The organism is Agrobacterium larrymoorei (genome assembly GCF_037722385.1).
GTDB lineage: Bacteria > Pseudomonadota > Alphaproteobacteria > Rhizobiales > Rhizobiaceae > Agrobacterium > Agrobacterium larrymoorei_C.
In genome coordinates this window covers 537,235-559,257 of sequence record NZ_JBBKAQ010000003.1, presented here as the reverse complement: position 1 = coordinate 559,257, position 22,023 = coordinate 537,235, and the positions used below count along the sequence as shown (strand labels likewise).

Annotated in this window: 23 protein-coding genes, 1 tRNA gene and 1 pseudogene; 17 read left to right on the top strand and 8 right to left on the bottom strand. The window is 57.3% G+C overall.

Annotation, left to right across the window (positions count from 1 at the left end; translation table 11 throughout):
• Positions 1-518: 518 nt before the first annotated feature.
• Complete coding sequence (locus tag WKI41_RS08085; RefSeq protein WP_340192966.1) at positions 519-2,480, bottom strand: acyltransferase family protein; 1,962 nt, start codon at positions 2,478-2,480, stop codon at positions 519-521.
• A gap of 347 nt (positions 2,481-2,827) precedes the next feature.
• On the opposite strand from WKI41_RS08085, the gene WKI41_RS08080 reads away from it, so the two are divergent.
• Both WKI41_RS08080 and WKI41_RS08075 read left to right on the top strand, forming a co-directional pair.
• Positions 2,828-3,286, top strand: a complete 459-nt coding sequence (locus WKI41_RS08080) for a cell wall hydrolase (protein WP_340192965.1) — start codon at positions 2,828-2,830, stop codon at positions 3,284-3,286.
• A gap of 20 nt (positions 3,287-3,306) precedes the next feature.
• Complete coding sequence (locus WKI41_RS08075) at positions 3,307-3,789, top strand: hypothetical protein (RefSeq protein ID WP_340192964.1); 483 nt, start codon at positions 3,307-3,309, stop codon at positions 3,787-3,789.
• A gap of 186 nt (positions 3,790-3,975) precedes the next feature.
• Here the strand turns inward: WKI41_RS08075 and WKI41_RS08070 are convergent, their stop codons facing one another.
• A complete protein-coding gene (locus WKI41_RS08070) occupies positions 3,976-4,425 on the bottom strand; it encodes a hypothetical protein (protein WP_340192963.1) in 450 nt (149 codons plus the stop codon).
• Between the two features lie 22 nt (positions 4,426-4,447).
• Between WKI41_RS08070 and WKI41_RS08065 the strand changes: the two genes are divergently transcribed.
• The 7 genes and pseudogenes from WKI41_RS08065 (at position 4,448) to WKI41_RS08035 (ending at position 8,142) form a co-directional block, all read left to right on the top strand.
• Positions 4,448-5,218, top strand: a complete 771-nt coding sequence (locus WKI41_RS08065; RefSeq protein ID WP_340192962.1) for a hypothetical protein — start codon at positions 4,448-4,450, stop codon at positions 5,216-5,218.
• 16 nt (positions 5,219-5,234) lie between these two features.
• Positions 5,235-5,486 (top strand): hypothetical protein, encoded by a 252-nt coding sequence (locus WKI41_RS08060; protein ID WP_340192961.1) that lies wholly within the window; start codon positions 5,235-5,237, stop codon positions 5,484-5,486.
• Positions 5,483-6,331 carry a hypothetical protein gene (locus WKI41_RS08055; protein ID WP_340192960.1) on the top strand — a complete coding sequence of 283 codons (849 nt, stop codon included), beginning with the start codon at positions 5,483-5,485 and terminating at the stop codon, positions 6,329-6,331. The genes WKI41_RS08060 and WKI41_RS08055 overlap by 4 nt, the downstream gene beginning before the upstream one ends.
• A gap of 150 nt (positions 6,332-6,481) precedes the next feature.
• Entirely contained in the window at positions 6,482-6,727 is a 246-nt protein-coding gene (locus tag WKI41_RS08050) for a hypothetical protein (protein WP_340192959.1), read from the top strand.
• A 12-nt stretch (positions 6,728-6,739) separates the two neighbouring features.
• Positions 6,740-7,222 (top strand): annotated as a pseudogene (locus WKI41_RS08045) (hypothetical protein); the annotation flags it as partial.
• Between the two features lie 360 nt (positions 7,223-7,582).
• The gene (locus WKI41_RS08040; protein WP_340192987.1) at positions 7,583-7,810 is read left to right on the top strand and encodes a hypothetical protein; all 228 of its coding nucleotides are present in this window, start codon (positions 7,583-7,585) and stop codon (positions 7,808-7,810) included.
• Positions 7,810-8,142, top strand: a complete 333-nt coding sequence (locus tag WKI41_RS08035) for a hypothetical protein (protein WP_340192958.1) — start codon at positions 7,810-7,812, stop codon at positions 8,140-8,142. The genes WKI41_RS08040 and WKI41_RS08035 overlap by 1 nt, the downstream gene beginning before the upstream one ends.
• A gap of 92 nt (positions 8,143-8,234) precedes the next feature.
• Here WKI41_RS08035 and WKI41_RS08030 read toward each other — a convergent pair whose 3' ends face one another.
• From WKI41_RS08030 to WKI41_RS08015, 4 genes are all read right to left on the bottom strand, one after another.
• Positions 8,235-8,951, bottom strand: a complete 717-nt coding sequence (locus tag WKI41_RS08030) for a tyrosine-type recombinase/integrase (RefSeq protein ID WP_340192957.1) — start codon at positions 8,949-8,951, stop codon at positions 8,235-8,237.
• Between the two features lie 34 nt (positions 8,952-8,985).
• Positions 8,986-9,294, bottom strand: a complete 309-nt coding sequence (locus tag WKI41_RS08025; RefSeq protein WP_340192956.1) for a phage integrase central domain-containing protein — start codon at positions 9,292-9,294, stop codon at positions 8,986-8,988.
• Entirely contained in the window at positions 9,291-9,539 is a 249-nt protein-coding gene (locus tag WKI41_RS08020; protein ID WP_340192955.1) for an Arm DNA-binding domain-containing protein, read from the bottom strand. The genes WKI41_RS08025 and WKI41_RS08020 overlap by 4 nt, the downstream gene beginning before the upstream one ends.
• A gap of 168 nt (positions 9,540-9,707) precedes the next feature.
• A tRNA-Ser gene (locus WKI41_RS08015) sits at positions 9,708-9,797 on the bottom strand.
• Between the two features lie 267 nt (positions 9,798-10,064).
• On the opposite strand from WKI41_RS08015, the gene WKI41_RS08010 reads away from it, so the two are divergent.
• The 8 genes from WKI41_RS08010 (at position 10,065) to WKI41_RS07975 (ending at position 19,241) form a co-directional block, all read left to right on the top strand.
• Positions 10,065-11,120 carry a septal ring lytic transglycosylase RlpA family protein gene (locus WKI41_RS08010; RefSeq protein WP_340192954.1) on the top strand — a complete coding sequence of 352 codons (1,056 nt, stop codon included), beginning with the start codon at positions 10,065-10,067 and terminating at the stop codon, positions 11,118-11,120.
• 111 nt (positions 11,121-11,231) lie between these two features.
• The gene (locus WKI41_RS08005) at positions 11,232-12,404 is read left to right on the top strand and encodes a D-alanyl-D-alanine carboxypeptidase family protein (protein WP_340192953.1); all 1,173 of its coding nucleotides are present in this window, start codon (positions 11,232-11,234) and stop codon (positions 12,402-12,404) included.
• A 74-nt stretch (positions 12,405-12,478) separates the two neighbouring features.
• A complete protein-coding gene (gene tmk, locus WKI41_RS08000; RefSeq protein WP_340192952.1) occupies positions 12,479-13,147 on the top strand; it encodes a dTMP kinase in 669 nt (222 codons plus the stop codon).
• On the top strand, positions 13,144-14,169 hold the full coding sequence (locus tag WKI41_RS07995) for a DNA polymerase III subunit delta' (RefSeq protein ID WP_340192951.1): 1,026 nt from the start codon (positions 13,144-13,146) through the stop codon (positions 14,167-14,169). The genes tmk and WKI41_RS07995 overlap by 4 nt, the downstream gene beginning before the upstream one ends.
• A 95-nt stretch (positions 14,170-14,264) precedes the next feature.
• Complete coding sequence (gene metG / locus WKI41_RS07990) at positions 14,265-15,815, top strand: methionine--tRNA ligase (RefSeq protein ID WP_340192950.1); 1,551 nt, start codon at positions 14,265-14,267, stop codon at positions 15,813-15,815.
• Between the two features lie 9 nt (positions 15,816-15,824).
• Complete coding sequence (locus tag WKI41_RS07985; RefSeq protein WP_340192986.1) at positions 15,825-16,607, top strand: TatD family hydrolase; 783 nt, start codon at positions 15,825-15,827, stop codon at positions 16,605-16,607.
• A gap of 3 nt (positions 16,608-16,610) precedes the next feature.
• On the top strand, positions 16,611-17,441 hold the full coding sequence (locus tag WKI41_RS07980; protein WP_340192949.1) for an MBL fold metallo-hydrolase: 831 nt from the start codon (positions 16,611-16,613) through the stop codon (positions 17,439-17,441).
• Between the two features lie 18 nt (positions 17,442-17,459).
• Positions 17,460-19,241, top strand: coding sequence for a chloride channel protein (locus tag WKI41_RS07975; RefSeq protein WP_340192948.1), 1,782 nt, complete (start codon positions 17,460-17,462; stop codon positions 19,239-19,241).
• Positions 19,242-19,699: 458 nt separating this feature from the next.
• On the opposite strand, the gene WKI41_RS07970 is transcribed toward WKI41_RS07975, so the two are convergent.
• On the bottom strand, positions 19,700-20,725 hold the full coding sequence (locus WKI41_RS07970) for a GlxA family transcriptional regulator (protein WP_340192947.1): 1,026 nt from the start codon (positions 20,723-20,725) through the stop codon (positions 19,700-19,702).
• 137 nt (positions 20,726-20,862) lie between these two features.
• Entirely contained in the window at positions 20,863-21,879 is a 1,017-nt protein-coding gene (locus tag WKI41_RS07965; protein ID WP_340192946.1) for an NADP-dependent oxidoreductase, read from the bottom strand.
• Between the last annotated feature and the right edge of the window lie 144 nt (positions 21,880-22,023).

The window sequence follows — 22,023 nt, the reverse complement described above, 5'->3', positions numbered from 1 at the left end:
GATCAAAGGTGATGGGGCAAGCGTGGCTGAGGAAGATCGGTCGATAGACTTGTAAGATAGGCGGCTGCATACGCACAGGTGTAAAGAGGCCGCTGCGGGGCGTAGATCTAGTTGGTTTCAACTTCCGTTGTGGTCTCAGCCCCTCGCCTCGCCCTGGCGCTCGAAGGTGTCTCGCCGAAAGCCAGCGAAATCGAGAACCTTTCTGTGTCGTTCGGCATTTCGGGAAGCAATGTGGTCACATCTGCCTCGCGCATGGAATTACCTGCGATGCAGTCCGCTCAGAGCGGGGCGGTCCTTGCAACGATTGCTCGAGCCAACGGCAAGGCATCTTTGCAGAGCTAGGTCGCTACAAACTACCCGGCGATCAGGGCCGCGATCCTTGCCGCGGGAGACCCCATCCCCGCGAACCTTCCACAGGTTAACTAGCTCCGGTGGCATCCGAGGCTGTCGAGACATGCGTGCCAGCACGACCCTTGATGCTCTTTCAGATCGAGGGTCATGCTACTGCGCGAATTTCGTTAATTTCTTAAGGCCTCTTGGAGGGGCTCATCCAAATGCCCGGATAAGGTTTTTGCATATGTGGCCGTCATATGATTGCTATCATAGTACCGCAGTATCTTTCCTTCGAATGGACCGCAAAACCCGAGTGGGCAATGCTTGTCGCTTAGATCGACCATCTGCAAAAGGGGTAGGGTTACTGCGGAGGCCGGGTTCTGAGGCTCGTAAATCTGCGATTTTGGCTCGCCGCACGCGTTGGGATTATCATCGTTCAGGTCAAGGCAGTACGCAAGGTCTTGTCGGAAGCGAGGAGTGTCGCGCAGCGCAATAACTGGAATGCCCTGCTGTGTTATTTGTTTCCATGCCTCGACGTATGCGTCAGGAACCCTCTCGTCGCCATTATAGAAAATCGTGCCGACCGTGATGACGGCATCTGGCTTGATTTCCAAGATCTTTGCCAGGGCTGCGCTATTCCATTTTGCGCACGATCCATGACGGCTTAACTCCGGGACATCATAAGCCATGAAGAAGCAAGCCATTTTTGTCATGTTCACGATCTCGAAATGGTACTTTTGTGCTAGAGGCTCGAGCGCGGGCAACCATTGCCCAGAGTGTGATCCTCCTACCAACACGACCTTTGTCTTCGCTTCTTTTTCGCCGAAGCTACAGGTAATTACGCTTTCCTGCTGTGTAGTTTGAAAGCATCGGTCGTCGAAATTCAAAGACCTGTCGTCTTTTGCGATCACTAGAGCGGGATAAAACGCCGAAGAAGCTTCTGACTTCGAATCCTGCTTGAACCTGGTCAACGCCTGATGTGCCTGGGTAACTAAGCTCTTTGTTTGGAGGTGCCATGCCAGGGTAGCTGCCGGTCCCGCAAGACCCACCAGGAGACACGCCGATATAGCTGCGAATTGCCTCTGCGAGAGAAATTTATTGCGTCTAAACGGAACCTCGGCAAGCCGTGTGCTGGCATAGGCTAGAATGGCAGCACTAACGATGATCAACACCCCCTCGATGGGCTGGAGAACACTTCGCCCGGCGATAGTTCGTGTGAAGCACAGCAGCGGCCAGTGCCATAGATAAAACGCAAAGGAATAGTCGCCTGCTTTAACGAAAGGGCGCCAGGTTAGGATGGGAACTTTCCCTTTGTTCTCGGCCCCTACGATTATGGCCGCAGCAGCAACGAGAGGAACAATAGCTGCGTACCCCGGAAATAATTTTGAGACGTCAAAAAAGCGAGCAAACGACAAAAGCACAGCTAGAGCGACCAGTCCCAGCCACCGGGCGCTGCGGGGAGAAATAACGATGCCTTTAGAGAAGATAGCCAAGAGTCCGCCAAATGCGAATTCCCAAGCTCGAGCGCGCGGGTCGAAATAGGCCTTTGACTGATTTATGCCAATTGCATAGATCGCGAATGCGAAGGAAAAAATCAGGATCGTCGCCAACAATGTAGCAGTCAGCGATCGTCGAGATAAATCGACTTTCCGCGCCAGCCCGTACCCGACGAAAAACAACAAAGGAAAGGCTGCGTAAAACTGCATCTGCAGAGACAGTGCCCACATCTGTTGGAACGGCGAGGTTGTTATGCTCTGCGCAAGGTAATTGGTTGCATCTTTGTAGAGGCGCCAATTTTCCAGAAACAGGGAGGAATAAAGCGCATGCTTGACCTCCCATTGCCACATGGTTTTAGGCATGAGTGCCATTGAGGCAATGACTGTCGAGACGATTACGATTGCCGCTACCGGGAAAACGCGGCGAGCGGTCGAAATGTAATATTCAATTAAGGAGTCATAAGAAACGGTGTCTTTCCTTATGAAGGACCTCGTCATAAAAAACGCTGCTACAACAAAAAAAACGTCAACCCCACCTGATACACGCTGAAACCAGATATGGTATACTGCGACCATCAGAGCGGCGATTGTTCGAAGCCCCTGTAGCTCGTACAAATATTCCGAAGGCTTAGTATTTACAGATACTGCCATTGAATGCGCCCCATGCTTGAAATTTAGGCCATGATATAAGGCAAATTAGCGTTACCGTAAATCCACTAGAAGAAATCATAGTATACTCTTCGATCAAATGATTTCTGCGCGAGGCGATTATACATTTCACTACTATTTTTTTATGTTTCGTCGGCTCCCAGTCGAGATATTTCTGCATCAGGGGGCCGAACTTAGGGGGGATACCTGCAGTTCTAATGGTGCATATCGAGGCAAAAGTGCTCTTGCCACTGAAGCCACAATGCGCGTCTTCCAATTCTACGATGTGCAAACTATAACCGGAGCATCACGCCCACGCATGAGTGCGGCTTCTCGACAGGAGCCCACGCATGCCAATCGTTATCGGACTCGGCGATGATGCCGAGTGGAAAGACCCGCTCAACCTTTTCGGCGGCGAAGCGCCGGGTCTAGCCCCATCGACCGATAATCTTCAGGCAGCCAAACCAGAGCAAAATAAGGCCGTTTCGCTGCCCGCTGGCATGTCTGACCGCGACTGGAACGACACCGTCAATACTGTCATTGCCGAGGCAGCAGGCGAGGGCGACGAGGGCATGGCCGGCGTGGCTTATGTCATCCAGAACCGCTCGAAGATCCGCGGCCAGTCGATCGGCGATGTTGTCAGAGATCCAGACCAGTTCACAGGTTACTCCAAGCCCGGCCCGAAAGCGCAGGAAGCAATGCGCGACCCGCAAATGCGTGCGAGGGCAGAAAATATTCTGCGATCCGTGATGGCTGGCGAGGGCGACGACCCTACCGGCGGCGCGACCATTATCACGCCGACTATGTGAACCCGTCCTGGGCGAAGTCGATGGTCGAGACCACTCGTATCGGTAGTCACCTCTTCTACAACTCGAAGGCAGGCAGTAAAGCGCCCATTGCTGAGACGGCCTTCGTGTCAGAAAACGACGGGCTGGGCTTGTTGGGCCCGGAAGGCCAGTTCGGCGACCTGCTGAAAGGTGAAGAGAAGTCCGAAGTTCCCAATCCCGACGGCAAGGGATTGGCGCGGCTCGTCCGGGAGCTAGAAGAGAAAGAGAACAGCGGGGGCGGCAAGCTCAACTTCGTGCACCTAGGACAGGAGAAGATTGCGCCGCAGTTCGCAGCCATCCTCACCTACAAAAACAGCCCCGACATGCTTCACGTCGACATGAAGGATCAGACTGGCAGGGCACGCCTTGGTTCATGTTCGACAAGTCTGCGCGCAACATGCCGAATGCGCCGGCGTGGTTCAAGGAAGTGCTGCCAACCCCGGCGAAGCGTCACGGCAGGCACTGGCATTCGCCCAGGGCGATAATCCGAATGGCCCAGAGCTTCGCCCGTTCAAACCCGGCGAAAGCAGACCGAACGCGGAAGGTTCTTACTCAACAGAAATAACACCACGTGGCAACTTCCGAACGGGAAGTGGGTCAATGTGCCTTCGTCGTGGATGAGCAAGACAGGCCCCAAGCAATTCTCGCCAGACAACCAAGAAGGCATCCTTTCAACGATGCAGAAATATGAAGCCGCCAACGGAGCCGCGTTCCCTCGCTTCGATAGCGAGGAGCAGGCAGAGGCAGCTGCCAAGAGCCGCAGTGCATCGGGCGGCGCGGCAGCCGGCAATGCCATCGTCATGGACGAAAACTACAAGGCTGGCGACGCGTTCGGTCTCTTCGGTGGAGCAACGAATCCTCTGGAAGTGGAAGCAAAAGCTACGGCGCAAGCCCGCGCAGATGCCGCAGCGGCAGAGGCACAGCGTGTTGAGCAAGAGCGTGTCACGGCAGAGACCGACGCGAACAATCGTTCCGTTGATGCGCTCATCGCGGAGAGGAATGGCCGCTGTGCGGCTGTAAGCGAGAGTAAACTGCCAGAGTGGCAGAAGCAGTGGGACGAAAAGAACCGCTCGTCCGGAATCGCCGGCGACTTTTTCCGACGAGCGGGCAGCACTTCTCATCACCAACCTCAACCGGCTCATTGTGTCGAAACTGCCTGGTGGCGACCAGCTCAACGAAGCGCTGGACGGTATTGACCGCTGGTGGATCGGAAAGACGCAGAACGAACAGACGCGAGAGAGCATCGACCGCATGTCCGGCAGTCTCTCGCCAGAGGGTGAGGCGGCTCGAGAGAAGAAGTGGTGGAACGAAGACACCAAGACGCTAGGACCGGCGTGGAAGGACCCGCGCAGCTATCTCGGCACCATTGCAGAAAGCGCGCCGGCCACTATCGCAACCATGGCGCCTTCCGGCATTCTCGCTCGAGGCGCGTTCCTCACTGCCAGAGCCACCGGCGCTACGCTTGAAGTTGCGTCAGCCACCGCGGCGAAGACGGCGACGATCGCAGGCGGCATTTCTGAAGGCCTGTTGGGCGGCGCCGATGCTGCCCTGTCGGTGAAGCAGCGCGTTGCTGAAATTCCGCGCGAGCAGCTGCTCGCTTCCGATGCTGTGAAGCAGCTCGTCGCTGGCGGCATGTCGGAGGACGCGGCAATCAAAGCGATCAGCGAAGACGCTCAGACGCAGGCACTCCTGACCGCAGGCGTCATCACTGGCGCTTTTGGTGGCATGGGCGACCGTGCGCTGGCGAAGATCATCGCGGAAGGCGTGGAAGGCGGCATCGCGCGTCGGATTGGTGTCGGTGCAGCCAAGGGTATGGTTGGCGAAGGCATCTTTGAGGAAGCCCCGCAGAGCGCAGGCCAGACCATAGCAGAAAACGCCGCGGTGACACGTAAAACCGGATCAGGACCTAACTGAAGGCCTCGGCTAATCCGTGGCAGGTGGCGTAGCAGTCGGTGGCGCGATGGGCGGCGGTATTGGTGCCGTCGGTGGGGTCGCTCGTCTGGCCGCAAGAACTGAAGGTCCATCCCCAGAGGCAGGGCAAGCAGCCCCGGAGCCAACTGCGCCAGTCGAGCCCGACGATCGAGGGCCCCTACGTCGAGCAGCTGAACACGGCCAGCAGCGCCAGGCAGATCGCGGGGCAGCGGCGAACGCTGGCGTACCGATTGATGGCCGCCCGGCGTGAAAACAACTGTGCACGTTGAAGCTGAAGGCGTCGAGCCGTTCATGGGTACGGTCGAAGGCTACGAAGGCGACGAGGCCGTCGTGGTCGATAGCGGTAGCGGTGAAGTCTACCAGGTACCGTCGTCTAATGTGACCGAGATCGCGCCTGCTATCGGAGCTTATCAGTTTCAGGAGAAGTCTCAGGACGCTATGCCTGAACACTCGGCAGACCTGGCACTGGAACCACTGCCTCCCATGTCGGCGCAGGTCACATCCGAAATGCCCCCGAGGTCTGAAGACAAGCCGGCGACCGAAAAGCGGCCCACGAGACTGCAAGCGGGTCAGCGCGTCATCGTCGATGATCCGGCAGCAGGTCGCTTCTCGGCCCGCATCGAGCGATACGAGAACGGCGGGACCGAGGCAGTCGTCGTCAATGATGAAGGCAAGGCCTATCAGGTGCCTCTCGAGTCGATGAAGGTCAACGGCCTTACGCCGGCGCAGGTCGAAAAACAGGATCTCGAGCGTGACCCGCCCATCGAGCGAGAAATCGGCGACGCAGGGCCAAATAGCCGAAAGATCGGCGATAAGACCGTCGTGCTGCCGGATGAGAAGCATGCAGCTCTTTACGATCTCGCCCGCGAGCAGAACGTGGCCAAACGCCTTTTCGGTGCTTCTCAACTAGAGATGGACAAGGTGTTCCCAGCAGAAGGTAAGCGGATCGCGGATGAATTTCGCATCAAGCAGGACGATCTGGCTACCTTGGCTGATGACTACCGGTACCGCGTAGGGCTAGCAGCCAAACAGGCAAACTCGAAGCTTCCGGTCAAAATGCATGCGGTGAACGATCGCTTGCTGAAACAGCGCTAGTCCGCTTTGGCTAAAGAGGCCAATGTTGCTCCAGCGCAGTCCGCCGACGACGGCGCTACCTAGTGGGACGTTGATCTTACGGCACAGGATCGCAAACGCGTTCTCGAGCAGGCGGGTGTCAAGCGCTCCGAGAAGCTGACATGGGCCGGTATGACGCCCGGCATCCAGAAGAAGCTAACCGACGTGCGGGATGCGCAGCGCGCAGCGGCGGAAGACGTTGAGACGCTGGCAGGGCAGGGCGACGTTTCTGCCAAAATGCAGGCAATCGCAGATGAAATCGGTCAGGATGATGGAGCTGTCTATCCCGATCATGCAGAAGCGATGCAGGCTGACGCGGCGGCCAACATGGCGGCGACATCGCCGACCAACGATCGTCCCGAACCGATGGAAGCGTAAAAGGAAGCCGGAAACTATAAGGTCGGGCGCCTGAAGCTGGGCGGCCTCGATATCTCGATCGAGAACCCCGCTGGATCGATGCGGAAGGGTGTCTCCTCGTCGGGCAAGGGGTGGGCCGTCGAGATGAAGAGCCATTACGGCTACATCTGCGGAACCGTTGGTCTCGACAAGGACCATATCGACGTCTTCGTTCGTCCTGGTACCGAAGCACTCAACGATTTCTCGCCGATCTTTGTCGTTGATCAGAAAGACCCCGCGCGCGGTCGATTCGACGAGCATAAGGTGATGGCCGGCTTCGACAATGAAGCGCAAGCACGTGCCGCATATCTAGAAAACTATACGGCTGACTGGAAGGGGCTGGGCGATTTCAAGATGTGGCTGAAGTCCGGCAAGACGTCAGAGCCTTTTGCGCCGAAGTGGTTTGCGTCGCAGGAGAAGGCCGACGGTTACGTCGCCAAAAACAAGATGGGCGATACCCACGAGGTCGTGCAGTGAGGCAAGCGCTTCGGAAGCAGTCCAGGAGGGCGCTGGTTCACTTCTTGGCTCTGGCACAGCTGCTTGGGCGATGGGCCTGCCGTGGGGCTGGATTGCTGCCATCGTGACAATCATCGTGCTGGGCACTCTCATATACCGGAAGCGCGATGTCATTGGACGCCGCGTCAACACCCTGCTTGGCCGCGAGGTCTCGGTTTGACCTCTCGGCTGACGTTCTACCTCCTTGCAGCACTGGCCGTGGCGTCGTTCGTCGCCACGGGCATCATCGTCATCAGCCGCAACGCAACAGAGCGGGCTGAAATCAAAACAGAAAGACAGAACAATGCTGCAGGTGACGAAGCGGATGGCGCTCGTGGTCGTTTGACGGCTGCGCTGGCGGGGTGTGGGACTTCGGGTCCGGCGAGTGTCGCCAGGCTGCGCCGGGTGGTTGGAACTGACTGGATTGGCGCACGTGGCGCCACGCCAGCAGATCAGAGGCGCATCGACAGAACCGTTGTCGGGATCTGCGCCGGCAAGGTCTGGACACAGCGTGAATGTGCGAGACATGGAGACGTCTCTCGCGCTACCTCGAGCGCGGGAGCGGAATGATGTCATTCTGGGATTGGCTTAGCACCAGCGAGGGCAAGGTGGCTTTGGCTGGCATCGCAGGGTCTGCCGCCTCGGTAGCTATGGAGTGGATCGGAGCGGTATCGAGCATGCGCAAGCTGTTCGTCGGTGCCGTGACTGCCTATTACCTAAGCCCGATCGGAACCACGCTCTTTCAGTGGGCGTTCGGAACATTGAGCGTACCGGAAGAGCAATCTGCAAGCGTGGGCGGCTTCATTGTCGGAATCGGCGGTATTATCATCGTCGAGATCATCTTGAAGGCATTTCGCCTCCGCCACGCGGAGATCGGGAGAAGCCGACATGACCAGGCCTAGGGCGAGACACATCAGAGAAGCAGCCAAGCCGCAAGGCAGAGTGGTCGCCGTTGCGGCTATACTTCTTGTGGTCTGGCTCTCTGCATGCACGTTTAGGCGGCGGACCGCCCGCGCGCCATCTTTGGCACACCTTGGCCGGTCTCGATTTTTCTCAGGACCTTGATCGGTCCCATCAGCAGCTGGCTCGCAGTTGGCGCGCCTTTCAAAATCCAGTCGGCGTAGATCTGATATAGCTCACGCCTTCTGCGCATGTGCTCCGCTCGATCGTAAGCCGCCTTCACGGCATCCTTTGGCTTATGGGCGAGCATCAGCTCGATGATTTTATCGTCATGCGGGAACGCTTCGTTCATGATTGATGAAAAAGATGAGCGGAAGCCGTGCGGCACATGCCTCGAATGGTAGCCAGCTCTGTTGAGCAGATAGCCCATAGTGTTCTCTGACATAGGCTTCTGCGGCTTCCTGAGATTGGAAAATGCGAACTCAAACCGGCCCGTCACCCTCTTGAGCGCACTGATTACCTCGACCGCCTGTTCCGAGAGTGGGACGTGATGATCGTACGCTTCCGCGGTTTTCAGATGCAGCTTCAGTTTCATGCGATGGGCAGAGATGACCCAGATCGGATTTGATGGATTGATCGCGTCCAGCTCGGTCCACGGCGTCTCTGCGAGAACTCCTGGTCGGACCGCCGTTAGCGCCAGAAGACGGATTGCGAGCTTGGTGTAGCCGCGGCTGGGAGTGGATGAGACGTCGGCGAGGATCTGCCTGACGCCGTCCAGGGTGATGATCGCAGGCTGACGACCCTTCTTCAATGGAGCGAGAGCGCCTTTGACGATCGATGCGGGGTCAGCATCGCCGCGGCCGGAAGAAATGGCGTAGACGAATACGCTCGATATCCGCGCCGTAGCCGCTTCGCTGTTTCGATCGCGCCGCCTTCTCGACAATCTTCAGCACACCGAGAACTGTCCGCGCATCAATGCTTCGGATTGGCATGTCACCGATGAGCGGGAAGACGTCTCGTCTTAAAGTGTCCAACACGTCATGCGCATGGCGATCGGTCCATGTCGGCTTGGTCAGTTCGTGCCACTCTTCGGCGATGACTTGGAAGGTCTCCTCGGCTTGCTTCCTACCTATAACCTTCTCGAGCTTCTTCATTGCCGAGGGGTCTTTGCCGCCCTTGATGAGCGTCCTGGCATCGTCTCGAAGACGTCGCGCTTGAAGAGTGTGACCTCTAGATATTGTCCGAGACCGAGTAGCTTCTCTTTGCCGCCGAAGTAGTAGCGGTACCGCCATATTTTCATGCCGGTGGTAGCGACGAATAAGTGAAGGCCGTTGCTATCGGTAAGCTTGTAGGATTTCTCGTGCGCTTTGGCTTTTGTGATCGCTGTGTCTGTCAGCACGCTTGTTCTCACGATACCCGCTTTTGAAAATCAAAGTACCCGCATTTGTACCGCATTTTCACGAGATTGTATCGGAACGCATGGGAACGGGGCAGGAACAAAGAAACCCAAGATGGACTGCTGTGTAAGACAAAAACGGAACATATAGGAACGTATGAGAAACATTCGTGGCGGATGGGGTGGGATTCGAACCCACGGTACGGTCTCCCGCACGCCGGTTTTCAAGACCGGTTCCTTAAACCACTCGGACACCCATCCTTGCCTGTCGCGGGTTTATAAACATTTGCGACAGCACGTCAATTGCTTCAAAAGCCTTATTTTCCAGTCACTCCCGTCAGCCTGATTTTAACCATTACTTAACCACGTTGATTACAATTTTAGCTTTCCGGACCATATCGTTCGCATTTTCGCCATGTTGCGGGCAAGATTAGGCATCCGTTAAGTGCTTCGATGTGATGGGCGTGATCATCGAGGTGTGAGAGGGGCCGTGCAGAGGTGCGGTCTGAAGCAGCACGGGGCAGAAATTTGAAGTCTACCGTTACGAAGATTGGCGTCAGCGTCAAATGGGTCGGCATTGCCGTTCTATGCGCCGCAACCGCATCATGTTCGACGACGTCGGAAACAAAGACCAAGCCGAAGCGCAGCAAGGAATATTTCGCCGAGTCGGAATATGGCGTGAAGGCAAGTCCGCGGATCGCAGAAGGTGCCAACGTTCCCAAGGGCGGTGGCCGGTTCCTCGTCGGCAACGCCTATACGGTCAAGGGCCGTCGGTACTTCCCCAAGGAAGATCCAGGCTACGACAAGAGCGGTCTCGCATCCTGGTACGGCTCAGCCTTTCATGGCCGCATGACGGCCAACGGGGAGGCTTACGACAAGGAACATCTGTCCGCTGCCCACCCAACATTCCCGCTTCCGAGCTACGCCCGCGTTACCAATCTTGAAAACGGCTCGTCGGTCGTTGTGCGTGTCAACGATCGCGGTCCCTTTCATGAGGGTCGCCTTATCGACGTGTCCAGCAAGACGGCCGATCTTCTCGATATGAAGGGAACGGGCACCGCGAAGGTTCGCGTCCAATATGTCGGCCGTGCGCCGCTTGATGGTCACGATATGCCATTCCTGATGGCCTCCTATATCCCAAAGGGCTCGCGCGCTCCTGGCGTCAATCCTGAAGGGCAGATCGCAAGCGGCGTGATGGTCGCTTCCGCCTCTCAGCGCAATATTCCTGTTCCATCCAATCCAGCCTATGGCGGCTCGGCACAGATGGCATTGGTCGGCACGAAAAAGAACAATGCGCTTCAGGCCATGCCGTTGGTTGAAGGTGCGGCACCTGCTTCCTTCGGCGGCCAGGGTAATGTTCAGTTCATCGCTCTTCCGGAAATCGGTCCGTTCATCAATGAGCGTCCTGAAGGCAACTTCCTGCGCGTTCCCGGTCCGTCACCGCGTTACGCCTCTGCCTATTCCGAAGCCGCGCCGGCATCCAAGGCTGCTCACGTTTTCGATGCTGTGCTTGTCGAGCGTGGCGAGTTAACGGAACAGTCCATTCTCAATTATGTAAAGAACAAGAAGAACAAGGCCCGTTGAGCTTTGCCTCGGCGGCCTTGTGGCCCATAATCGCTGTGTCTGAGGACGATTCCAATTTACGGATTGTCCGGCGGGCGTGACGCAGTAAAACACACGGCGGGCCGGCGTTTCATGGTGACTTTGATACCGAAAATCTTCCGGCGTCTCAGCCTCGTTGCGCTGGCGCTTGCCTGCAGCGTGGGCACTGCTTCTGCCCAATCCGGTGGTCTCGCCGTCAAGGCACAGCAGGCTTACATGATCGACGCCGAGACCGGCACGGTTCTGCTATCGCTTAACGAGAACACGCCGTTTCCACCTGCGTCTCTTGCCAAGCTGATGACGGTGGAAACCGTTCTCGATGCGCTGAAGAATGGGCGTGTCACGCCAGAGACGACATATCCCGTTTCGGAATATGCCTGGCGAACGGGTGGAGCGCCATCGCGAACCTCCACCATGTTCGCTGCACTGAAATCGTCCGTCAGCATCAATGATCTTCTGACGGGGATTGTAGTTCAAAATGCCAATGATGGCTGCATCATTCTGGCGGAAGGCATGACCGGTTCCGACGTGGCATTCGCGAAGAGCATGACCGAGCGGGCAAAAGCGCTTGGGTTGACGGGAAGCACCTTCTCCAATTCCACCGGCCTTCCGGACCCGGCCAACAAGACCACCGCCAAAGACATGGTGACGCTGGCAAAGCACATTCGCGACTCTTATCCTGATCGCTACAGCCTTTTCACCAAGCCGTATTTCGAGTGGAACCGCATCTTCCAACGCAACAAAAATACGCTTCTTGCGCCCGACCTCGGCATTGATGGCCTGGGCCTTGGCTTTGCCGAGGGCCATGGCTATTCCGCCGTCATTTCCGCCGAGCGGGATGGTCGCCGGATCTACCTAACGCTTGCGGGAATGGAAGACGACAAGACCCGGCAGGAAGAGGCCCGGCGCGTCGTCGATTGGGGCCTGACGGCCTTTCAGAAGCGCGAGTTGTTTCAGAAGGACGAAACGGTTGGCAGCGTCAGCGTTTACGGCGGCGCGGCTTCGGCAATCGATCTAGCGGTGCACGAGACTGTCAGCGTGTTGGTGCCACTTAACAACCCAGATCGGCTGTCTGGTCGTATCATCTATAAGTGGCCGCTCAATGCGCCGCTGGAGCCAGGTTTCAATGCTGCAACCCTTCGCATCTACTCCGGTGAGCGATTGCTGCGGGAAGTGCCTCTGTATACGACTGCCGGCGTCGCGCCCGGTACGCTGAGCCAGAACGCGGCTGGGGCGTTGAAAGAACTGCTGTTTTTCTGGCTTTGAGATAGGTCGCGGTTTCGCGCGCCATTGATATCGTCTAATAAGAAAGCCGTAGTCGAGACCATCAGGAAGAGACATTGCCCCAAAAAGGACTGTTCATTAGCTTTGAAGGCGGCGAGGGCGCTGGCAAATCCACGCAGGTTCATATTCTTGCGGAAACGCTGCGCGGCCGTGGCCTTGAGGTGGTCGTGACACGAGAGCCTGGCGGATCGCCGGGTGCTGAAGCCATTCGTCACGTGCTGCTTTCCGGCGCTGCGGAAGCGTTTGGCGTTCGCATGGAAGCCATGCTGTTTGCCGCAGCACGCAACGACCATGTCGAAGAGGTAATCCGGCCGGCCCTTGAGAATGGTGCCGTGGTTCTTTGCGATCGCTTTCTTGATTCGTCGCGCGTTTATCAAGGCACAACCGGCAATCTGGAGCCCGACTTCATTGAGACACTGCAGCGTATCGCTGTTGACGGGACCATGCCTGATCTTACGCTGATCTTCGATATTCCCGCTGTGGATGGTCTGGCGCGGGCACGAAAGCGCGCCGACGATGGTGCGGCTCCCGATCGCTTCGAGAAGGAAGAGCTGGAAACGCATGAAAAGCGCCGCGAAGCCTATCTCGACATTGCGCTGAACGAGCCCCGGCGTTGCCGCATCGTGGATGCCAAGCAGCCGCAGGAGAGGGTGACGGAAGACGTTCTGGCAATGGTCGAGCCACTGCTTGAGCGCTTTAAAAATCTTGCCGGTGTAGCACAATGAGCGAGACGCCCGGCGTTCTCGATGGTGCGATTGCGCCTCAGGACAATACGCGCCTTTTTGGCCATGAAGAGGCAGAGCAGTTTCTGGCGCAGTCCTATCGCTCGGGCAAAGGGCACCATGCCATCCTGATCGAAGGGCCGGAGGGGATCGGCAAGGCGACGCTTGCCTTCCGCTTCGCCAATCATGTTCTGACTCATCCCGATCCGGCGCAGGCCCCCCACCACATTGCCGATCCTGAGCCGTCGTCCTTCGTCAGCCGCCAGATTTCATCCGGCGCATCGCACAATCTTTTGCACCTGACGCGGCCGGTCGACGAAAAGACGGGAAAGATCAAATCCGCAATCACAGTCGATGAGGTAAGGCGGGCAGGGCACTTCTTCTCGCAGACGTCGGGCACCGGCAATTGGCGGATCGTCATCATCGACCCGGCGGATGACCTCAACCGCAATGCTGCCAACGCCATCTTGAAAATCCTGGAAGAGCCGCCGAAGCGGGCAATGTTCCTGGTCTTGTCGCATGCGCCGGGCAAGCTCCTGCCCACCATACGGTCACGCTGCATGCCGCTGCGCCTGCTGCCTTTGGACGACAGCGCGATGAGCAGTGCACTCGACAATCTCGGGCTGTCGATTGCAGGGGAGAAGAGGGCGACGCTTCTACAAGCTTCCAAGGGAAGCGTCGCGCAGGCGCTCAAGCTCGTCAATTATGGCGGCTCGGATATCGTTGATGTCTTCAACGCGGTGATGAACGCTGAAGGGCCTTCGGCACGCAAGCAGATGCACAAGCTGGCCGATGTCCTCTCACAGAAGGACGGCGATATTGTTCTGGGCTTCTTCATGGAGCACGCGACCGAGGAACTGATGCACCGCGCCAAGGCCGCTGCTATTGCGGGTGATCTGAAAGGCGCCGAACGCCAGGCCCGACTGTCCTCCTCGCTGTCCGAACGGATCACCATTGCGCAGGCCTACAATCTCGACAAGAAACAGATGGTGCTCTCCATTCTCGAGGACATTCGCTCGGTTTGATCCTGACAAAATCGACGGCTTTTGCTTTCGCTTGTGCGAACAATAGGGTAAAGCGGTCTATCTCAAAAATCAGACCGTAAAGCCGATCGAGCGTCATGACAGATAAGACTCCATTCTACATTACCACCGCGATTTCCTACCCCAATGGCAAGCCCCATATCGGCCATGCCTACGAGTTGATCGCGACGGATGCCATGGCGCGGTTTCAGCGTCTGGACGGGCTGGATGTGTTCTTTCTGACGGGTACCGACGAGCACGGCCAGAAGATGCAGCAGACGGCGCGCGCGGAAGGCATATCGCCCGAAGAACTGGCGCAGCGCAACTCAGACCAGTTCCGCGAGATGGGCAAGCTTCTGAATGCCTCGAATGACGATTTTATTCGGACAACGGAAGAGCGTCATCATGAGACATCGCGCAACATCTGGAACCTGATGTCGAATGCCGGTGACATTTACAAGGATAGCTATGCGGGGTGGTACTCCGTCCGTGACGAGGCATATTACGCTGAAGATGAGACCGAAGTGCGTGGCGATGGCGTTCGCTATGGACCACAGGGCACGCCTGTGGAGTGGGTTGAGGAGGAAAGCTACTTCTTCAAGCTCTCCGAATATCAGGACAAGCTTCTGAAGCATTATGAAGAGAATCCCGATTTTATTGGCCCGGCGGAACGCCGCAATGAAATCATCTCCTTCGTCAAATCGGGTCTCAAGGATCTTTCCGTTTCGCGCACGACTTTCGATTGGGGCATCAAGGTGCCGAACGATCCGAAGCATGTGATGTATGTGTGGGTGGATGCGCTGACCAACTACATAACCGCGACAGGCTATATTGAAGACAAGAATGGCCCGCGGGCAAAATACTGGCCGGCTGATGTGCATATCATCGGCAAGGACATCATTCGCTTCCACGCCGTTTATTGGCCTGCCTTCCTCATGAGCGCCGGGCTGCCGCTGCCTAAGCGGGTCTATGCGCATGGCTTCTTGCTCAACAAGGGCGAGAAGATGTCGAAGTCGCTGGGCAACGTGGTCGATCCGGTCAATCTGGTGAACCATTTCGGCCTCGATCAGGTGCGCTATTTCTTCCTGCGCGAAGTCTCCTTTGGCCAGGATGGCAGCTACAGCGAGGAGGGGATTGCGACCCGCATCAATGCCGACCTCGCTAACGGCATTGGCAACCTCGCCAGCCGCTCGCTTTCGATGATTGTCAAGAATTGCGACGGGCAGATCCCGACGCCCGGCGCCTTTACAGAGGAAGACAAGGCCATGCTGGAAGCTGCGGACGCACTTCTGGCGACTTGCCGCGACGAGATGAACAAGCAGATGATCCACAAGGCGCTGGCCTCGATCATTGCCGTTGTTTCCGAGACGGATCGCTACTTCGCCGGTCAGGAGCCGTGGGCGCTGAAAAAGACCGATCCGGAGCGCATGGGCACCGTGCTCTACGTGACGGCGGAAGTCGTGCGCCAGATCGGCATTCTCTTGCAGCCCTTCATGCCAGCCTCTTGCGAAAAGCTGCTCGACCTCGTTGCAGCCCCTGCGGACAAGCGCGACTTCGCGGCGCTTGGCGAAGCTGGGCGTCTGGTCCCTGGCACGCCGCTTGAGGCTCCGAAACCGGTCTTCCCGCGTTACGTTGCGCCGGAGGCGTAAGGCTTGAGCATGCTGATCGACACCCATTGCCATCTGGACTTTGCCGATTTTGATGCCGAGCGCGACGACATCATCGCGCGCGCCCATGCATCCGGCGTCGCCCAAATGGTGACGATCTCGACACGCGTTCGGCGTCTGCCCGAATTATTGAAGATCGTTGAGGCATATCCGTCCGTTTTCTGCTCAGTGGGTACGCATCCAAACAATGCCGATGAGGAACTGGATATCTCGGCCGACGAGCTCGTGCGGCTTGCCAACAGCCACGACAAGATCGTGGCGATAGGTGAGGCGGGTCTGGATTATTTCTATGATACGCAGAAGCCGGATGATCAGAAAACCGGCCTGCGGCGCCACATCGAAGCAGCGCGCATCACCAAGCTTCCGCTCGTCATTCACAGCCGCAGCGCTGATGACGACATGATCGCGATCTTGCGCGAAGAAAGCGGGAAGGGGGCTTTCCCTTTCATCCTGCACTGCTTTTCCGCAGGTCCCGATCTTGCAAATGCCGGAGTTGAGCTTGGCGGTTACGTGTCATTCTCAGGCATTCTGACCTTTCCAAAATCACAGGATATCCGCGACATCGCAGCCACCGTCCCGCTCGATCGGCTTCTGGTGGAAACGGATGCGCCCTATCTTGCGCCGAAACGCTGGCGAGGAAAACGCAACGAGCCGTCCTACGTCGTCAACACGGCCGAGGTTTTGGCCGAGGTTCACGGCGTGTCCTACGAGAAAATGGCCGAGATCACCACGGACAATGCGTTCCGCTGCTTTTCGAAAATGACAAAGGTCTGATCCTTGGCATCATATCGGCGTCGCTTCACCATACTTGGCTGCTCCTCATCGCCCGGCGTTCCGCGCATCAATGGAGACTGGGGCGCCTGCGACCCGTCCAATCCGAAGAACAGACGCACCCGCGCGGCGTTCCTGATCGAGCAAATCGCGCCGGACGGCGGTGTGACGACGGTTGTCGTCGATACCGGTCCGGATTTTCGTGAGCAGATGATTGCGGCTGGCGTCAAGACGATCGATGCGGTGCTTTACACTCATCATCACGCGGATCATCTGCATGGCATCGATGACCTGCGTGGCTACTTCATCACCTCGGGAAGCCGGATACCGGTCTATGCCGAGCCGGACACGATGCAGCGCATTCGCGAAGGTTTTCCGTATTGTTTAGAGACGCCTGTCGGCAGCAATTATCCGCCGATCGTCAAAGCCAATCTAATAGAGGACCTGGATCAGGACATCGTTATCGAAGGCGAGGGTGGTCCGCTGCGTATTAGACCTCACCTGCAGCAACACGGCGATATCGTTTCTCTTGGGTTTCGCATCGGCGATGTCGCTTACTGCACCGATGTCAGTGATTTTCCACCACAATCCGTTGCGAAACTTCAAAATCTCGACACGATCGTCATCGACACGTTGCAGTATCGCTATCACCCTAGCCATCTTTCACTCGAACAGTCGCTTGCCTGGATCGAGAAGTTCGGCGCAAGACACGCCGTATTGACGCATATGCATACGCCTTTGGATTACGAGACGGTCTTGCGGGAGACGCCAGACCATGTCGAACCTGGCTACGATCAGATGCGTTTCGAGGTGGACCTGGCTAAAGAGCGCCTATAACTGCAACAGAGGAATGCAATGTCGACCAAGCCTTTCCGCGCCCCCAGCATGGCGAGCTTTTTCGACAATATTCGCAGTGGCCGTCTGCGCGCGCTGTTCCGTCGCGGCGAACTTGCACTTGTCATCCTTGCAATCCTCGTCGGTGCTGCCGCTGGTCTTTTGGTCGCGCTCATCGGCGCACTCAGCACCGCACTTCACGTTTTGGTCTTCGGAGTCGAGAGGCTCAGCAGCAGCGACCTTACAGGTTGGATCGTACTGGCAGGGCCGGTCCTCGGCGGCGTCGTTCTTGGTCTCATTCTCTTTATCCTGTCTCGAACCCGCAAAAAGCCTATGGTCGATCCGATCGAGGCCAATGCGCTGCATGGTGGCCGCCTGTCACTAACAGACAGCATCATCGTCTGCTTGCAGAATATCGTCTCCAACGGTTTTGGTGCCTCCGTCGGGCTCGAAGCCGGCTACACCCAGGTCGCCAGCGGCGTCGCATCGAAGCTCGGTCTTAATCTGAAGCTGAGGCGAGGGGACATGCGCATCCTCGTCGGATGCGGTGCTGCCGGCGCAATTGCCGCAGCCTTCAATGCGCCACTGACAGGTGCGTTCTATGCCATCGAACTGATTATCGGTACCTACACGATCGTCACACTCGCGCCGCTGATCGTGTCAGCACTGGTGGCAAACATCGTGGCAGGTCTTGTTTCCCATCACGGCATCAATATCGATGTTGTAGGCTCCAGTACGGTAACGCCGACGGATTATGTACCAGCTATCTTCCTGGGCGTCGTATGCGCAGGCATCGGCATCGTTCTGATGCAGGCCGTGTCCTTCATCGAAGAGACTGCGCGCAAGAGCGCTATACCGCTTTGGCTTCGTCCCACCCTCGGCGGTCTTGTCGTCGGCGCGCTGGCTTTGATTTCACCACAGGTGCTTTCCAGCGGCCATGGCGCGCTGCATCTCAATCTCGATGCCAACATCACACTGTTTGGCCTTGTTGGGCTGTTCATGCTGAAGGCGACAGCGAGTGCGGTTTCCATCGGATCGAGTTTCCGTGGCGGCTTGTTTTTCGCGTCTCTGTTCATGGGCTCGCTACTGGGCAAGATTTTTGCGATCTGCGCTCCATATGTCGGCTATGGCGCCACGCAGCCCGTCGTCTACGCCGTTATCGGTATGAGCGCCTTTGCCGCGGCAATCATCGGCGGTCCTTTGACCATGACGTTTCTTGCCCTTGAATTAACGGGTGACTTTCAAATCACCGCGCTAGTGCTGGCTGCTGTCATCACAACATCGCTCGTCGTGCGCACCACCTTCGGCTATTCCTTCGCCACATGGCGTTTTCACTTGCGTGGAGAGAGCATCCGCAGCGCGCATGACATCGGCTGGATCCGCGATCTGACCGTCGGCAAGATGATGCGTGCCGACATCCGTAAAGCCAATCTCAGTATGGGTCTGGAAGATTTCAAAGAGAAATTCCCGCTTGGCTCAACCCAACGCGTCATCATGACCGACGACGACGGCCGTTACGCCGGCATCATTCTCGTACCAGAAATCTATGCCGATCCGATGGAGCGCGACGCTTCGAGGATCGGCCTGGAAACGTATCTTCATTACAAGAACAACGTGCTACTGCCCACCATGAACGCCCGCCAAGCGGCCGCAGCTTTCGATGATACCGAAAGCGAAGCGCTCGCGGTCGTCAACGACAAGGTGGAGAACCGGCCTGTAGGACTTTTGACCGAGAGCCATACGTTGCGCCGTTACAGCGAAGAACTGGAGATGCGCCGCCGTGAGGCTTCGGGCGAGATTTGAGAAGCAATTTCGTCAAACGGGCAACCTCGCGCTTGCCAGCCCATCATACCAAATAAGTTCCATAATCTATATTATGCGATCTTTGGATGTGGCTGTGGCTTGTTGGGGTGGCCGTCTTCAGCATCTCTCTCCCCCGCGATCTGAAATGCGGCACAGCACGGATGTTACGGGCCTAACACATGTCAAGGCTGGTGGCCAGCTAATATCGTCAGGCCGTTTGTACGGCGGGCTAAAGATTGACGCAGGCGCAAACGCAATTGTTTCCGGCGTGGTTGGCCGTGACATTCACAATGATGGAAACCTCGTTTTGAACGGCAAAGTTCTTGGCAAACTCTTGGGGTCCGGCTTAGTGGTCAAAGGTGATGGGGCAAGCGTGGCTGGGGAAGATCGGTCGATAGACTTGTAAGATAGGCGGCTGCGTACGCACAGGTGTAAAGAGGCCGCTGCGGGGCGTAGATCTAGTTGGTTTCAATTTCCGTTGTGGTCTCAGCCCCTCGCCTCGCCCTGGCGCTCGATGGTGTCTCGCCGAAAGCCAGCTTGAACGACTTCGTGAAGTGCGACGGATTGACGTATCCGACGTCGAAGGCCACCTCGGTTATCTCGCGATCCGTGTTCGTCAAAAGCTCAAAGGCGCGTTCGAGGCGCAGTTGGCGGTATGCTGCGGCCGGTGGCATGCCGATCGTTATTTCGAAGAGGCGCTCCAACTGCCTGCGGGAAAGGCCAACGGACTTTGCGAGCTTCTCGGTCGTGATATCGCCGGACAGGTGCTGCTCCATTGTGATCAGCGATGCCAAGACGCGCGGCTCCTTGACTTGCATCTTCAAAGGCTGCCGGGACTGGGGCGCGTTTGAGCTTCGCACTCGTTCCATCTGGAGAACTTCCAGGGCGTTACGGGCAGCGTCTCGGCCGATGTGACGCTCAACGATAACGTTTGCCAGATCTGCGGAACTGCTGCCGCCGGCGCAAGACCCTCGCCGCCCCTCCAAGTGAAACAGACGGTCTGGCCGCACAACGAGATGCGGGAAGCGCTCTTGGAACGCCTGGTAGTGAAGCCAACTCACGCAGACCTCATGGCCATCAAGCAGGCCGGCTTCGGCAAGGATGAAGGAGCCGGTGCAAACACCGATCATCCGTACGCCCTTGCCTGCTGCGGATTTGAGGAAGGTCATGGTGGCGTGATCGACGGGTTCCGGCACGCGCAGCAGGCCGCCGACGACGACGATGTAATCGAAGTTGGACGGGTCGATGAAGTCGCTGGTTGGCGCGATTTGGACACCGCAGCTTGAGGTGATGAGGTGCCTGGTGCTGCCTAGAACATGCCAGTCAGCAAAGACTCGGCCTGAATGATCAGTCTCGTCACTCGCCAGCCTGAGCGTATCGATGAACAACGCAAATGGTGACAACGTGAAGGATTTTGCCAGAACAAATCCGACCTTCAACCGCTTCACTGGCGCATTATCTTGACGATTTCGGAGGTGTTTCATGTCTGGCCCTCCGGAGTCTTGTCACACGACCCTAGAGGCCGACGCAAGCAAATAGTGTTCTCGTGCAGGCAGGACAGCGGCATCTACGAAGGTATTCTGGCACCGTAGGCTCATGGGCAGGTGCCAGAACAAGGTCGTTATTCAGCGATCTTTACCAACAGCTTGCCGAAGTTGCCGCCAGAGAGCATCGCTGTGAATGCTTCAGGTGCCTTCTCAAGGCCATCGACGATGTCTTCGCGATAATGGATTTCGCCGGCAGCCAGACGAGGGCCGATCTCTGCTAGGAACTCATCAAAATGGTCTTTGGCAAATTCGATCTGGATGAAGCCACGGACAAGGATGCTCTGGCGAAGGATCGTCGACATCGTGGCGGGTAGCCGATCCTCGTCGCCAGTGCCAGCGCCATTGTAATGTGCGACCAGCCCGCAGACGGGTACGCGTGCGAACTGGTTGAGAAGCGGCAGTACGCCGTCCCAGACACGACCGCCCACATTCTCGAAATAGACGTCAATGCCATCGGGGCACGCAGCTTTCAGATCCGATGCGAAGCTTTCCGAGCGGTGATCGACGACGGCGTCGAAGCCAAGCTCGTTCTTCACGAACGCGCATTTTTCCTTGCCACCAGCAACACCGACGACGCGAGCGCCGGCAAGCTTTGCCAACTGTCCGACCATCGAGCCCACAGGTCCCGACGCTGCGGCAACAGCAACCGTTTCGCCTGCTTTCGGCTGACCAATGAACTTCAGGCCCGCCCATGCGGTAAATCCCGGCATACCAAGTGCGCCAAGCGACGTCGTTATCGGCGCGCCATGCGTTTCGACTCGACGGAGTTGGTCGCCTTTAATAACGGCATGACTGCTCCAGCCTGTCCGGCCACGCACGATATCCCCAGGTGAAAAGTCATTATGTCTGGATTTGACGACCTCGGAGATCGCCTCACCCTCCATGACACCGCCGATCGGCACAGGTGCCGCATAGGATTTCGCGTCGCTCATGCGGCCGCGCATGTAAGGGTCGAGCGAGAGATAAAGAGCCCTGACGGTGACATCCCCCTCGCCTGCTTCTGGGAGTTCAAACTCCTCCGTGCGAAAATTGTCAGGTCCTGGTTGCCCGGTCGGCCTGCTTGCGAGAGTAATACGGCGTGCAGACGTCATCTGATGCTCCTCTTTTTCAGCATCCGACTTATCTAGGAAGCCTCTTGGCATTTCCAAGGCGGGGATATAGCCCGTCTGTCGCAGTTACTCAAGATCGGCGCCGCGCCCGCCAGATGGTTCTGCATAACGGCACCGTCAAGAAGA

Coding starts and splice junctions, on each gene's coding strand:
- WKI41_RS08085 (WP_340192966.1), bottom strand. CDS start 2,480: ATGGCAGTATCTGTAAATACTAAGCCTTCGGAATATTTGTACGAGCTA.
- WKI41_RS08080 (WP_340192965.1), top strand. CDS start 2,828: ATGCCAATCGTTATCGGACTCGGCGATGATGCCGAGTGGAAAGACCCG.
- WKI41_RS08075 (WP_340192964.1), top strand. CDS start 3,307: ATGGTCGAGACCACTCGTATCGGTAGTCACCTCTTCTACAACTCGAAG.
- WKI41_RS08070 (WP_340192963.1), bottom strand. CDS start 4,425: ATGAGAAGTGCTGCCCGCTCGTCGGAAAAAGTCGCCGGCGATTCCGGA.
- WKI41_RS08050 (WP_340192959.1), top strand. CDS start 6,482: ATGACGCCCGGCATCCAGAAGAAGCTAACCGACGTGCGGGATGCGCAG.
- WKI41_RS08035 (WP_340192958.1), top strand. CDS start 7,810: ATGTCATTCTGGGATTGGCTTAGCACCAGCGAGGGCAAGGTGGCTTTG.
- WKI41_RS08025 (WP_340192956.1), bottom strand. CDS start 9,294: ATGAAGAAGCTCGAGAAGGTTATAGGTAGGAAGCAAGCCGAGGAGACC.
- WKI41_RS08005 (WP_340192953.1), top strand. CDS start 11,232: ATGGTGACTTTGATACCGAAAATCTTCCGGCGTCTCAGCCTCGTTGCG.
- WKI41_RS07995 (WP_340192951.1), top strand. CDS start 13,144: ATGAGCGAGACGCCCGGCGTTCTCGATGGTGCGATTGCGCCTCAGGAC.
- metG (WP_340192950.1), top strand. CDS start 14,265: ATGACAGATAAGACTCCATTCTACATTACCACCGCGATTTCCTACCCC.
- WKI41_RS07985 (WP_340192986.1), top strand. CDS start 15,825: ATGCTGATCGACACCCATTGCCATCTGGACTTTGCCGATTTTGATGCC.
- WKI41_RS07975 (WP_340192948.1), top strand. CDS start 17,460: ATGTCGACCAAGCCTTTCCGCGCCCCCAGCATGGCGAGCTTTTTCGAC.
- WKI41_RS07970 (WP_340192947.1), bottom strand. CDS start 20,725: ATGAAACACCTCCGAAATCGTCAAGATAATGCGCCAGTGAAGCGGTTG.
- WKI41_RS07965 (WP_340192946.1), bottom strand. CDS start 21,879: ATGACGTCTGCACGCCGTATTACTCTCGCAAGCAGGCCGACCGGGCAA.